6 protein-coding genes are annotated in these 14,545 nt (G+C 55.1%); 3 read left to right on the forward strand and 3 right to left on the reverse strand.

The window, feature by feature from the left end:
• Window positions 1-1,421: 1,421 nt before the first annotated feature.
• Window positions 1,422-2,315: a rhomboid family intramembrane serine protease gene (locus RB_RS04635; protein ID WP_164921521.1), complete on the forward strand. Its 894-nt coding sequence runs from the start codon at window positions 1,422-1,424 to the stop codon at window positions 2,313-2,315.
• A 223-nt stretch (window positions 2,316-2,538) separates the two neighbouring features.
• Entirely contained in the window at window positions 2,539-3,831 is a 1,293-nt protein-coding gene (locus RB_RS04640; protein WP_231846222.1) for a hypothetical protein, read from the forward strand.
• Window positions 3,832-3,858: 27 nt separating this feature from the next.
• Here RB_RS04640 and RB_RS04645 read toward each other — a convergent pair whose 3' ends face one another.
• From RB_RS04645 to fdhA, 3 genes are all read right to left on the reverse strand, one after another.
• The gene (locus tag RB_RS04645) at window positions 3,859-6,228 is read right to left on the reverse strand and encodes an arylsulfatase (RefSeq protein ID WP_011118806.1); all 2,370 of its coding nucleotides are present in this window, start codon (window positions 6,226-6,228) and stop codon (window positions 3,859-3,861) included.
• Window positions 6,229-6,828: 600 nt separating this feature from the next.
• Complete coding sequence (locus RB_RS04650; protein ID WP_011118809.1) at window positions 6,829-7,461, reverse strand: hypothetical protein; 633 nt, start codon at window positions 7,459-7,461, stop codon at window positions 6,829-6,831.
• Between the two features lie 328 nt (window positions 7,462-7,789).
• Window positions 7,790-8,998, reverse strand: coding sequence for a formaldehyde dehydrogenase, glutathione-independent (fdhA, locus tag RB_RS04655; RefSeq protein ID WP_011118811.1), 1,209 nt, complete (start codon window positions 8,996-8,998; stop codon window positions 7,790-7,792).
• Window positions 8,999-9,717: 719 nt separating this feature from the next.
• Here fdhA and RB_RS04665 point away from each other — a divergent pair.
• Complete coding sequence (locus RB_RS04665; RefSeq protein WP_231846223.1) at window positions 9,718-14,475, forward strand: sulfatase-like hydrolase/transferase; 4,758 nt, start codon at window positions 9,718-9,720, stop codon at window positions 14,473-14,475.
• Window positions 14,476-14,545: the final 70 nt, after the last annotated feature.

A 14,545-nucleotide genomic window follows, 5' to 3' on the forward strand; every position in this document is an offset into this window, starting at 1 on the left:
TTGTTTTTTAGCAGTCAGACTGAGATGGAATAGGTTTTTGGGGTGTCTCCGCCGGTTTGGCGGTGGGAACAAGTCGAGCGTTTTGGCTTGACGAGGATTTGTTCTTAGCGAATGGGGGCTGGTTTCAGCGGGCTTCCCTCGCTGGTCGCTTTCGAGTTTGCCCGATTCTATGAGGCGTTGCAAGCAATTGCTGCTCATCCGCCTGGGGAGAACCTGCAGAAGCTTCTTGCCTGAAACGAATCCGGTGGAATTGACGCACTGCTCGGTTAGTTTGGCGGACTCAGCAGTTTGTGGGGTTGGAACAAAGAACAGCGTGGAGCAGACCGTTGGGTTCGTGTTGGAACGTGATGCTTAGGGAGTTGGCAATGGCGAGGTGATTCTTTTCTTGCGATCCAAGCGTTCGGTCAGGCGATACGGAAGGGTGGCAAGTGACGTGAGACCGAACGGGCGTGCGCTACCAAGTTGAATGCAGTTGGTAACGAGCGACGAATAAGTGTCGGACAGAAAGTGTGACGCGGTCTTCAGTTTTGTACCGCACAATCTCAGGCCGGAAGCCTAACAGGCTGTTGATTTATTGAGCCGCACCGCGTTAGCGGCGGTTGATTAGATGCCAACCGGGGCTAACGCCAAACGGCTAATGATTGTCATTCGGTATGCGACTAAATCAACAGCCTGCTAAGCCACTTGGGGTGAACGCAATGAGCGGTTTGGGTGTTGGTTTCGGATGAGTGTGGGAACCGTGGCTTACGCCAGGCGGCTGATATAGGCCGTGAGACTTGCGGGCTTTTTGAGTGCCTCTTGGGACTATACGCATCACAGGTTGTGTGAACCGTCGCGGTTGTGTTTGGCGAACCGGATGCTATCGCGTTTCGGTTTATTTCAATGGATTGGATGCTGGATTTATTTGAGATGGAGTGGGTGATTCTCAGGCTGGAAGCCTAAGCCACTTGGGTGCGCCGCTTGGAAGTGCCTTCGTGACGCTTGGCCGAGTTCCAAAACGTTGATGGCCAGGAGTGCTCACCCGCATGCGTTCAAATGTCGTTGACGACTCAGCCGACAAGCTGAAACGGTGGCGCAACCAGTTGAGCAAGAGAGGCTTCGCATGCACAGCGAATCGGAGGACATGACTCGATGGGAGTTCCTCGGCGTGACAGCCCCGGTTTCATTGACCCGAGAGTAGGGGACCGTGGCGAACGACCTTCGATCGCGAGGAGCCTCATTGGCAGGTTGAAAGCGTGTTGTTTCACGTCGTTGCGGTTCCGACGCGATCCTGTTGATGCATCGTGTGTTTGGGAGGACGCTTCGTTCAAACCGCTTGCCTTGTGCTAGGGGTGTCGCCTAGTTTGGCACAGTCCAAATTCTGTTGACCAAGCCAACGCTCCGCACAAAGCGGGGTGGTTGGCAACCTTGCCTGCCAAGCCATGACCGAGAGACGGCCGGAACCCGAAATCGTTTTTCGTTCGCCTTCGCACCGCGAGTGCATGGACGCTCGCTTGGTGCTGGAATCGGTGGGGATCTCAAACGAGATGATTCAAAAATCGGGGGACTGGTGCTTGGTCGTCCCTGACGATCAAGTCAACGCCGCCTTTGCTGAGTTGCAGTCGTATCGCAACGACCGTCTTGCTGAAACCGAACAGACGCTGCCACCGAAGGCGGCTGTGTTCGGCGGCGCGATTGCGGGGGTGGTTTACTACGCCATCTTCATTGTCTCGGTTGCCGTTCTGGCGGATACCTCCGCATACGGGATCGACTGGAAATCGGTTGGCCAGATGAACGCGGGGGATGTGTTGGGTGGTCAGTGGTGGCGAACGATCACGGCGCTGACTTTGCACGCGGATGCTGGTCACCTACTTTCGAATTTGGTTTTTGGTGGTGTCTTCGGTGTGCTGGCGGGGCGTTTGTTGGGCGGCGGATTGGCGTGGTTGGCAATCGTCATGGCCGGTGCACTGGGAAACTTGATGAACGCCTTGATCCGAGATGCGGCGCACACTTCGATCGGTGCGTCGACTGCGGTCTTCGCGGCATTGGGAATTTTGGTCGCGCACGCCATGCACCCACGTTACAAAACATCGACGAAGGCCTTGGTTCGATGGAGTCCGTTGATCGGCGGCGTCCTGTTGTTGTCGTTCATGGGGTTGGAAGGTGAACGGACCGATGTCTTGGCGCACGTCACCGGTTTCCTCGCCGGGACTTTGTTTGGCTGGATCGGGTGCCGTTTGCCAGAAGCGTGGCTTGCCAACGGTTCGTTTCAAATCGTCGCTGGATTGATCACGGGCGCCATTGTGATTGGAGCATGGCTGCTCGGCGCCGCGTGAGCCGCTTTGCAGTGCTCAATTGCTGAGTTCCTGCATGGACACCGTTCACATGAAAGTGTTCACAGAGTATTCTATACAGAAAGGTGTATTTCAGGGTTGTCCAAGAAGTTGCTGGCGAATACCGGCAGGTTCGGACAGCGCGGCAACCCAAGGGTTCGAAGATTCAGCGAACTTTGCAGAAAGCACCAACCGAATTCAAACACGTGACTTTGGCGATCCAACGATGAATCATTCCCGCATCAATTGCATTCTGGTTGTGGCTTTGGCTGTGGGATGGTCGCTGTCGTTTTCTGTCCTTTCTGTGGTGTCCGCGCAAGGGCTGATGGACATCGAGGAGCCGCCGTTTTCTTACTCTGATACGGTCGAAGACAATCGAGTCAGTCGGTTTATTGAGAAGATCCAAGCGAAAGAGTTGCGTCTCGACTACGGCAAGCCACGCGGACATTTGGAATCGCTGCTGAAGGCTTTGGAGATCCCCGTGTCATCACAGATGCTGGTGTTTTCCAAAACCAGCATGCAGGTGCAGCACATTTCTCGGTCCAATCCCAGAGCCATCTATTTCAACGATGACACTTATGTTGGTTGGGTACGAGGCAGCTCGTTGGTCGAAGTCTCCACCGCCGATTCAAAGCTAGGAGCAGCTTTCTACACCGTTGATATGAAACCTTGGCGAGCGAAGATTGTTCGGTCCGACTATGACTGTTTGGGGTGCCATGCGACGTCGATGACGGATGGATTGCCGGGGCACATGATCCGCAGCGTTTCGCCGTTTCATGATGGTGGGATCAACGCCCAGTTCCCGTCGTATGTGACCGGTGATTCCAGTCCCTTTGCCCAGCGTTGGGGCGGTTGGTACGTGACTGGCGGCCATGGTTCCATGCAACACATGGGCAATGCTTTTTTGCGTGGCAACACGTTGGACCTGCGTCGCAGTGGCAATGTGACCGACTTGGAAGATCGCTTTGACACGACCGGGTACTTGTTGCCGACCAGTGACATTGCCGCGTTGATGGTGCTGGGGCATCAAACCGGTGTGCACAACGTTTTCGTCAAAGCAGATTTCACCGTCCGAAAGCTGGAATACGATCGGGCACAGCGTCAGGCAAAGGGGCAGAGCATCAGCGAAGCAGACAAGGAGGAGCTGTCGATGCAAATCGCCCAAGCCGCACGCCAAGTGTTGAAGGTAATCTTGTTCTGCGACGAGGAACCGTTGCAGTCACCAATCGACAGTGCGGGAGAGTTTGTGCATGAGTTCGAGGCGCGCGGGCCGATCGATGCGAAGGGGCGATCGCTTCGGCAGTTTGATCTACAAACCAGGTTGTTCCGATACCCGTGCAGTTTCCTGGTCTACTCAGAAGCCTTTGACGACCTGCAGCCAACGCTGCGAACAGAAATCATATCTCAACTGCGGACCATCCTGACCGCAGAGACTGTGCCCGACCAATACTCGAATCTGAACGCAGCGACGCGTACCGAGCTACACGAGATCTTGAGCGAAACCCTAAAGGGCTATTGAGCCGGAACTTCACGTCTGCGGTCTGCCCTACTTCACTTCCACCACGATCTCGTGAATCTTGCCGGTGAATTTGGTTTCCTTGGGGCCGTAACCAATGCCGAGTGCGACGGGAGTTTGATTGTCGAGACCCACGTCAGCGGTTTCATCTGCGGAGAAAATGAAGCCTTGCGTTTTGTCGATGCGACCTTCAGCGACCTGATCGCCATCCACGGAAAGAGTGGCAGCACCGCCCTTGCCCATGCCGCCTCCGTCGTATTTGAAGTCGAGCGTGACAGTGGATTTGCCCGCGGATACTGCCTTCGGGCTCTCGACGACGAAACGTTCCAGCCCCAACCAGTTGTATTCGTACGCTGGTTTTCCGTCACGAAGGTGCAGTGACCAACCGCCGTAGCGACCGCCTTGAACTAGCAGGGCTCCGGATGCGCCGCCATCCGGAATTTCGATTTCCGCAGTGATTGTTATGGAGCGGTTCTTTACGTTGATGAATGTGTTCTCCATCATCCCGTTCATGCCTTCGTACAACCTCAACGTCGTGCGATCTCCCATCAAGTCCGGGCGACCGGCAGTTGCGGGGTTGATTCGTTCGAGGACGCGGTCGTCGATTGGCAACACGTTGTATTTGGCCGCCTCGGTCATGAACAATGCCTTCAGCTCCTTCAACTTTTCTGGGCGTTCGCTCGCCAAATTGACCGCAAGGCTGAAGTCTTCCCGCACGTTGTAGAGATCCCAGACGTCTTGCGTGAGCGGCTTTTGTTTGCCGGTTTCCCAAGGTGCTCGGTGGATCGTTCGAGCAAACCAACCGTCTCGATAGATCGCTCGGTTTCCGAAAATCTCAAAGTACTGAGTCGTGTGTTGTTCGAGAGCGTCGGGTTCGTTGAAGGTGTAAAGCAGGCTTGTCCCTTCGATCGGCGTCTGAGGCGTGCCGTTGACGACTTCGGGTTCAGGCAACGATGTCGCTTCAAGCACAGTGGGGGCGATGTCAATGACATGGCCGAACTGCTTTCGCATTCCGCCACTCTCTCTGATTCCCTCTGGCCAGTGCACCACCATACCGTTGCGAGTTCCACCGAAGTCCGAAGCAACTTGCTTGGTCCAGGTGAATGGTGAATCAAACGCAACCGCCCAGCCTGCGGCCATGTGCGGGAACGTTTCCGGGCTGCCCCATTTGTCCATCAACGGGATCAAGTCTTCGACCTTCTCTTGCACGCCGTTGAAGTAAGTCATCTCGTTGAACATGCCAACCATGCCGCCTTCAGCGCTTGTGCCGTTGTCGCCAGCGATGAAGAAGATGAGTGTGTTGTCCATTTCGCCAATCGATTCGATCGCGTCGATCAGTCGACCGATGTGGTGGTCGGTGTGGCCCACAAAGCCCGCGAACGTTTCGGCTTGCCTTGCGAACAGTTTTCGTTCGTTGTCGGAGAGTGAATCCCACGCTTTGATGTCCTCCGGACGTGGCGGAAGCTGGGTCGACTCAGGAATAATTCCCGATTGCTTTTGACGCTCGTAGCTTTCTTGGCGAACGTTGTCCCATCCCGCATCGAATTGACCGTGGAATTTTTCGATCCATTCTTTCGGCACGTGGTGCGGAGCATGGGTCGCACCGGTCGCGAAATAGGTGAAGAACGGCTTGTCCGGCGTGAGTGATTGCTGTGCTTTGATCCAATTGATGGCTTGGTCGGTCATGTCTTCGGTGAAGTGGTAGCCTTCCTTCAGTGGAGGATCGATGCGGATCACGCCATCAAAGATCAACGGTGACCACTGGTCGGTCTCACCGCCGATGAAGCCATAGAATTTGTCAAAGCCTTGATGAGTGGGCCAGCGATCAAAAGGACCGGAAACGCTGGTTTCCCAAGCGGCGGTTTCGTGCCACTTGCCGAACGCGCCGGTGCTGTATCCGTTTAGACGCAGCATCTCCGCCAGCGGTGCGACGCAGTTGGGAATCGCACCGGTGTTTCCCGGATAGGCAGTGGCCGTTTCCATGATCGAGCCAGCATTGGCCGTGTGATGGTTCCGACCACATTTCAGAGCGACACGGGTGGGCGAGCAGAGTGCGGTGGTGTGGAAGTTGTTGTATCTCAGGCCGCTCTTGGCAAGGCGATCGAGCGTTGGCGTGGGGATTGGTCCACCGAAAGTCGAAGTTGCACCAAAGCCCAGGTCGTCGATTAGCACGATGACGACGTTGGGAGCCCCCTGCGGCGCAGTCACTTGAAAACGAGGCGGTGGCTGAGTGTTTCGAACATCCAGTTCCGTGATCGGCTTCACGATCGGCTCGGCGATCGGCAACCTTGTTCGATCCAGGGCTGGCGATGAATCCGGGGAGGACTGAGCGACTGCGACGCCGGGAATCGCAATGATCGCGGCAATGACACAAGCGAGCTGCGGGACACGAACTCTCATAACTCAACAACCTTGTGGGGAAAACAATCGTTGCACCAATTAGCCGACGGCCGTTAGGCCCGGTTGCCTAGCGAAAAAGAATGCGAACGCACGTCGGCCAATCTTCAAACACATGACACACGATTCAGCCCGCAAATCAACGGGCGAGCGGCACTGCCTAAATCTTGACGTGCAGTTTATCAAAACGATTTGTTGATGCATGAAGATACGTGGAAATCTTCTGCCGTCTGAGAAGAAAACAGCATGTTCGCCGAGTGTCCACACGGTGTCCGGAGTTCCAATCGACCATGTTGACGCGCTAGACGTGATCCGCCAAACGCGACAAGAACAAGATGTTCTGACGAGTAGATCGCTATGAAGTTGCATCGACTTCAATGCGCCGAAGATGCGTGGCGGACCCAGGTAGGCTCGATGTGCTGGTGGGGCGTTTAACATAGCCGTCATCCATCATTCAGCAACTAGTACGTCTTGAATGTAATTGCAGCGAGTGCTTCGCCGATGAATGATGTGTCGCGTTTAAACTCATGACACGGTTGTATCAGAATTTGAAGGTGCCGGCTCAATGTCAACGTCGTTTGTAGGAAAACTAATTCGTCTTCTCTATTTGTCAGATGGGAGCCCACTACAAGGCGTTGGTCCGCTGACCGTCAAGATTTGGGCCCATTCTTCGTTCGTTTCAGCCCAACCTCCTTTGTATTCGATTTTTAACAAGTATACAGGAGACTCTCCATTGTCTCCGACCGCCTGGACCCATGCCCGCATCGATCCTCCTGTCGACGGAATCGAAACATCGGCCATGCTTGCAGTGTCATGTTGAGGAACAAAATGAAGTGATTGTCCTTTTGTCATTCGAACCAGATTGCAGAACACATATGGACCAATGCGTTTTCCTCCATCTTGCTCATACTGCCACTTCAAACTAAGTCTGCCATCGTTGAAAACTGTCTTCCATTCCTCGTTCTTATCCAGCATTTCTACTCGCTCAAGAAATACGAATACATTCTCTGCTGCAATCGTGCGATTCGTCGAGATTTTGAGGTGGCGGACATGTTTCAGGGATGTTTTTTGGATTTTTGCTGACTTTGGTTGGTAGGTGAGTCCATGTTGGTTTTTGTTTTCAATTTTGAGCTTAACACGGTTCAGGTAGGCATGGATGTAAGGTGAGGAGATCGCGACAATTACGGCAGCAAGTGCGATCCAGTCTGATTGATTCCAGTTTGATAGAAGTGGCAAAGGATTTTTCCCTAATGGCTGTGCGATTTAGTATGATCCCTGGCACAAAATTGCGGCGTTCAGGGCGCTGTTTTTTCGGTGCAATCGTAGTCGTCCAGTGTCGCCGGAAGCAACGTGGGATGCAGCAGTGAGGATTCCATGGAGGTTCCAGCGTTTTGTCTTTCTTCGCAAATTGCAGCGTTGGATTTAGCAGGACCCTTGGTGTGGATTGGCTACCGCGAAAGCGATTGGAACGATTGGTTGAATCAAATCATGCATCAACGAAACGAGGGCGGATGCAGTGTGTCGCATCCACCCTCGTTGTTGGTTCGATCAGGCCCGGCGTTTCTTAAGTGGAAGCAGCCAGGACGCCGTGTGGGTCGAGCACGAATTTTTTCGCGGCGCCTTGGTCGAAATCGGCGTAGCCTTGAGGGGCATCGTCCAACGAAATCACCGTTGCATTGACCGCTTTGGCGATCTGGCATCGGTCATGCAAAATCGCCATCATCAGGCCTCGATTGTACTTCATCACGGGGCACTGGCCGGTGGTGAAGTGCAGGGACTTGGCCCAACCCAAACCGATTCGGAGCGATAGGTTGCCGGTTCGGGCGGCTTCGTCGACCCCGCCTGGATCGTCCGTCACATACAGACCAGGGATCCCAACGCCGCCTCCGACCCGGGTGACTTCCATGACTTGGTTGAGCACCGTGGCGGGTTTTTCGACGCCTGAATCACCACCGTGGCCGCGGGCTTCGAATCCAACGCAGTCGACGGCACAATCGACTTCTCGGGAACCCAGGATCTGTTCGATCATGTCAGGCAGCGAGGCATCGGTTTTGAGGTCAACCGTTTCGCAACCAAACGAGCGTGCCTGTGCGAGTCGTTCTTCCACCATGTCTCCAACGATCACAACCGCTGCTCCAAGCAACTGGGCCGCGTGAGCACAAGCAAGACCCACCGGGCCGGCTCCTGCGACATACACGGTGCTGCCGGTGGTCACCCCCGCGGTGTATGCACCGTGGTAACCGGTCGGGAAAATGTCCGACAACATGGTCAAGTCGCGAATTTTCGCGAGAGCTTGATCACGGTCGGGAAACGCCAGCAAATTCCAATCCGCATAGGGAACCATGACGTATCGTGATTGGCCGCCGATCCAGCCGCCCATGTCGACGTAGCCATACGCTGCGCCGGGGCGATCAGGGTTCACGTTTTCACAAACTCCGGTGTCGCCTTCTTTGCAGCAACGGCATCGACCGCAAGCGATGTTGAACGGGACGCTGCAGATGTCACCCTTCTTGATGAATTCAACGTCACGGCCGACCTCAATGACTTCGCCCGTGATCTCGTGCCCGAGCACCATGCCGGCCGGGGCGGTTGTGCGTCCGCGAACCATGTGTTGGTCGGATCCGCAAATGTTTGTGGAGATGACCTTCAAGATCACTCCGTGGTGGCACTGCCGAGTTTTGCCTCGGTAGCTGAGTTCCAGTTTGGGATCGTCGATCGATTGAACATCGACCTTTCCGGCACCCAGATACACAACACCTTTGTTGTCTGACATCGAAACACGCCTCGTGGGGATGATGGAGCGAGCGAGAGAGAAGGCGACTTTGTAGACGTGTACGGGGAGAACGACGTCTCTAAGTCGAGTGGCAGTCTAGCAGATGAGCTCGAGGCAATGGGGGACGCGACTGATGTTGCTGCAAGGTCAATAGACTGTTGTTTCGGGTGACGTCGATCGCAACTTGGATGATCGATTTCATGCATCACTGCGTTCATCGAATGAAGATCTTGTTCGAGAAGCTTGCATCGGTTTCTTCCGCCGCGATCGATTCAAGCGAGCTTTCCTGGGGAGGGAAACGCACGTCACATGTCACGCACGGCCATCACCCTCGTGTACGTCTGAAAGGCGTCGCTCGACACTCTCGCCAAACTTCGTTTCGGGAGAGGTATGCCAGGTGGATATCTGTTGAAAAGCGGTATCGGAAAACTGCACAACCTCTAGAGACGAAAGTTGGCGGTCGCTGCGTCCAAGATCAATCCGGCCAATCAGAAAATTCGATCGATCCGGTTTGTGGACCCGAGCTTGATGGCGAAAGGACGATGGGGCTGAGCCTGAATCATTCGCGAAACACTCCCGCCAAGCATACGAGTCTTGAGAAGAAAGTCGGGTGACGTTCAATCTCAAGTCGGGTTCTCGTCTGGTTGCTCAGTCGTTGCTGCCTTGTGGTAGAGTATGCACCTCGTTTCGCGATGTATTCCACGAAAGTAAGGTGTTCTATGCCTTCCGTTTTTCGGGCGCTGTTATCGGTACTTGGTTGTTTGGCGGTTTTTGCCGGTGACGTATCTTCTCAGGAACGGCCGAACGTTATCGTCGTGTTGGCCGATGATTTGGGTTATTCCGATCTCGGTTGCTACGGCGGCGAAATCAGCACCCCAAACATCGACGCACTTGCGGCAGATGGCGTCAAGCTGACCCAGGTTTATAACTCGGCACGTTGTTGTCCCAGCCGCGCGTCCTTGATGACCGGTCTGTATCCAACTCAGGCAGGCATTGGAGATTTTACAACTCGCGAACCAAACCGGACTCGAGGGCAGGGTTACCTTGGTCGGCTTCGCGACGACTGCGTCACGATGGCCGAAGTGCTGAAGCCGGAAGGGTACGGTTGCTACTACGTTGGTAAGTGGCACATGCATCCGAAAACTGGACCGATCAAACGTGGTTTTGACGAGTTCTATGGCTACACCAACGATCATTCGCATGATCAATACGACGCTGACTACTACATCCGGTTGCCCGAGAATCGCGTCAAAGAAATCGATCCACCGGCGGATCAGTTCTACGCTACCGATGTCTTCAACGATTACGCGATCGAGTTTATTCGGCAGGGGCAATCGACCAACATGCCATGGTTTCTGTTCCTTGGACATTCATCGCCGCACTTCCCGGTGCAAGCACCATCGGAACGAGCGGACAAGTACGAGCCGATCTATTCACGCGGATGGGACGTCCTGCGAGAAGAACGGTTCGAGAGAATGCGGGAGCTCGGTTTGGTTGACGGCGATCATTGGAAGATGGCACCGAGAGAAATCGTTCCTGAGGATCGGGACGACATCGCGAATGGGTTTGCAGGAGAACAGAATCCGGTGTGGGATTCATTGGAACCCGATCGTCAAAAGGATCTCGCCCGTCGGATGTCCGTGTTCGCAGCGATGGTCGAAGGCGTCGATCGCGGCGTCGGTCAAATTGTCGAGCACCTGAAAGACACCGGTGATTTCGAGAACACACTGATTCTGTTTTTGAGCGACAACGGTGCTTGTTACGAATGGGGGCCGTTTGGTTTCGACGGCGTTTCACGACGCGGTGACACATTCCTGCGAACCGGTGAGCAATTGCGAGAAATCGGCAGACGCGGGACTCATCAATCGTATGGGAGCGCGTGGGCGAACCTTGGGAACACGCCGTTTCGGATGTACAAGCACTTCACGCACGAGGGCGGCATCAGCACGCCGTTCATCGCGCATTGGCCAAAGGGCATCGCGAAACGGAACGATTGGGTTCGCGAGCCTGCCCATATGATGGATGTCTTGCCCACTGTGTTAGAAGCAGCCGGAGGGGAGTATCCGACCTCCTTTACCGGACATTCGATCCAGCCATTGGAAGGAAAAAGCTTGCTTTCCGTGATGCGTGGCGAAACATCGGCTGATCGTGAAATTGGGTTTGATCACCAAGCGGCACATGCTCTGCGCGAAGGAGACTGGAAGATTGTCTATTCGAAGCGAATGCCGGAGAAGCTGACATGGGAACTCTACAATCTGGCGGAAGATCGTTGTGAGCTCAACAATCTTGCTGAACAGCATCCGCAGCGTTTGGCGTCGATGGTGTCCCGGTGGGAAGCGTGGGCCAAACGAGTCGGTGTGACGTGGGAGCCGTACGCTGGCACCGAGAAAGCGACGTCCGCAACAAAGGAAACTGAATCGCCGTTGATTGCGAATCGAACGCTGACGTTGACCGTGGAGATTGAGGCGGACAATCCGAGCGGCGTTGCGATGGCTCAAGGTGGTATCCAGCATGGCTACGCTTTGCATTTCGTCGACGGCAAACCGGCATTCGATGTTCGGGTGGATGGGAAAGTCAAACGATTGATGGGGACGGCCACCGTCCGCGGACAAGTTCAATTTGCCGCGACGCTGTCGGCAAAGCGTATGACGTTGACCATCGATGGTGACGAACCGATCTCGACGAGTTCGCCCGGATTGATTCCCGCACAACCGGTCGATGGACTGAGCATTGGGTTTGATGAGCGAACTGCCGCGGGAGATTACTCCTCGCCCAATCGCTTTTCGGGAAAGGTGCTGCACCACAATGTCGAGGCAACAAGACCGGCGGTCGGTGGGCCGGCGAAGAAGAAGAGCGGAGCGGCAAGCGACGGCAAGAGCAAACCGAACTTTGTGTTTGTGCTCACCGATGACATCAGCCCGGATGACTTGAGCGTTTACGGCAATGCGTTCGTTCCAACTCCAAATCTTGAACGCCTCGCTTCGAAAGGACTTGTCTTCGACAACGCGTATCTGACGATCAGTTCGTGCTCACCGAGTCGTTGTTCAATGATCACGGGCCGCTACCCACACAACACGGGTGCGCCGGAATTGCACACGACTTTGCCGGAGACGCAACGAACGTTCGTTCAATCGTTGCGGGAGGCGGGGTACCACACGGTGATCTCTGGAAAGAATCATATGGCCGACCCCCATGCGTTGGGCTTTGATGTGAGCACGGATAGCAAACCGGCCGGTAGCGAGCGTTGGGTGTCGCATCTTCGCGACCGGCCGACGGATCAGCCGTTTTTCTGCTGGTTCGCATCGCACGACGCTCACTCTCCATTCACGCCAAACGAAGACGCTCCGAAGTTCGACGCCAAATCGATTGGCGTGCCACCGATGTTGTTTGACGGTGAAGTCACACGCGATCAATTGGCGGGGTACTACCACGAGGTCGCTCGCACCGACCACGCCGTTGGGCAAGTGTTGGAAGAACTGAAACGCCAGAAGATTCTGGATAACACGTACATCATCTATTGCAGCGACAACGGCCGTCCGTTTCCGCGTTGCAAGACTTACTTGTACGACAGTGGAATCAAAACCCCGCTGATCATTTCCGGACCAAACGTAGTGAACGGGCGGACGAACTCCATCGTCAGTTCGATTGACTTCGCACCCACAATCCTGGAACTCGCCGGCGTTGCGTGTCCGAAAACGGTGCAAGGAGTCAGTGCCGTGGACGTCCTTGGCGATCCGAATGCAATCACTCGCGAGGTCGCGTTTGCAGAGCGAAATTGGCACGTGTTTCAAAACCACGAGCGAGCCGTTCGAGCTGGCGACTGGCTCTACATCTGGAACGCTTGGCCGGAACGCCACAACTTGTCGGGCGAGAGTGCGACGTACAGTTTCGCTGCCGCACGTGAATTGTGGGAAGCCGCCAAGGCTGGCAAGCTCACCGACGCTCAAGCGTTGCTGACCCAAAAGCCGCAGCCGGCCGAGATGCTTTTCCACGTCGGCAAAGATCCAAATCAGTTTGTCAATTTGGCTGCGAGGCCGGAACATCAAACAACGCTGCAACAAATGCGAACGTTGCTGGACCAGTGGAAGAAGGAAACCGGCGACAGTGTTCCCAAGCATCCGACGGCTGATCGCCAACCGTTGCATGCTTCCGGCGCGAGCGGAAACATGAAGCGAGGTGAATCTCCAGGATCTGATAACAACTGCACGACAATCAATGCGTCCGGTCCGATCATGCTGCCGCGCGAGGCATCGACTTTGTCAGCAAACGTGTCGAAGCCGCAGAATTCGGACATGAAAGTTGCCATGGCGGATGACACCGAGAGGCGTACAGCAAAAATCGATGAGAGCAAGGCGGACCAGTTTCCTGACTCGGCTTTTGTCGAAGTTCCAACCGATCGTGTTCCAGGACCGGTCATGGATGCGGAGACCATTCGCGCGGGGTTGCAGTCTCACGACCGGGCATTGTTCATCAAGGCAGGCTGGATTCGCGATCCGTATATCACATCAGGGCCTGACGGATACTTCTATCTCACAGGGACGCAGCCAAACGAAGGTGACCCTCGAGAACAATCGAATCCCTACAACATCGGTCTGGGTGACCAGAGCATTGTGGGAAGTCAGGTGCGTGCATATCGCAGCAAGGATCTCGTCGAGTGGGAATCGCTCGGCGTGATCTTCGATACCGGCGACACTTGGAAGGCAATGCAGGGACGAAGGGCAGCGAAAGACAGGATCTGGGCACCCGAGGTTCATTGGATGCCGAGCCTGGGGGATCGGGGACGTTGGGCGTTGGTGCATTGCCCGAAGCAGCACTCCAGTTTTGTGCTTTCAAAGGACGAGAAACTCTCGGGGCCTTGGACGCATCCGATGAAGGGCAAGATGGGACCTCGTCATGATCCGTCGCTGTTCACCGATGACGATGGAACGGTTTGGATGTTGTGGCAGAACACTTCCGTTGCTCCGCTCAACAAGGACCTCTCGGGTTACGCCGCCCAACCCGTTCGCATCGATCCATCAGGAACACGCCCGGGGCCGGATGGAACCCCCATCCGTCGAATCGGTCACGAAGGCGCCACGATGATCAAGGTCGGCGGACAATACGTTCATCTTGGAACGGCTTGGTCAACCGACGAAGGACGCAAGGGTTCTTACAATCTGTACTACAGCGTGGCCGACAAAATCACTGGTCCCTACGGACCTCGGAAATTCGCGGGCCGCTTCCTCGGACACGGGACTCCCTTTCAAACCCAAGATGGAAAGTGGTGGTGCACCGCATTTTTCAACGCCAATGTTCCTCCCGTTCAGCGTGATGGCATCGAGGGTCGCGACCTCGGCGACAACGCTCAAACCATCAACGAGCAAGGAGTGACGATCGTCCCGCTGGAAGTGCGGATGACAGACGATGGCGAAGTTTTGATCCGAGCCAAAGATCCAGCGTATGCAAGCCCAGGGCCAGACGAGTCTCAGAAGTTCTGATTGGCTAGCGTTTATCGAACCCCGTCGTTTGTCGATATGGTCGTGAACACTGAAGCCATCGATGGTATCG

It is taken from the genome of Rhodopirellula baltica SH 1, from assembly GCF_000196115.1.
Lineage (GTDB): Bacteria > Planctomycetota > Planctomycetia > Pirellulales > Pirellulaceae > Rhodopirellula > Rhodopirellula baltica.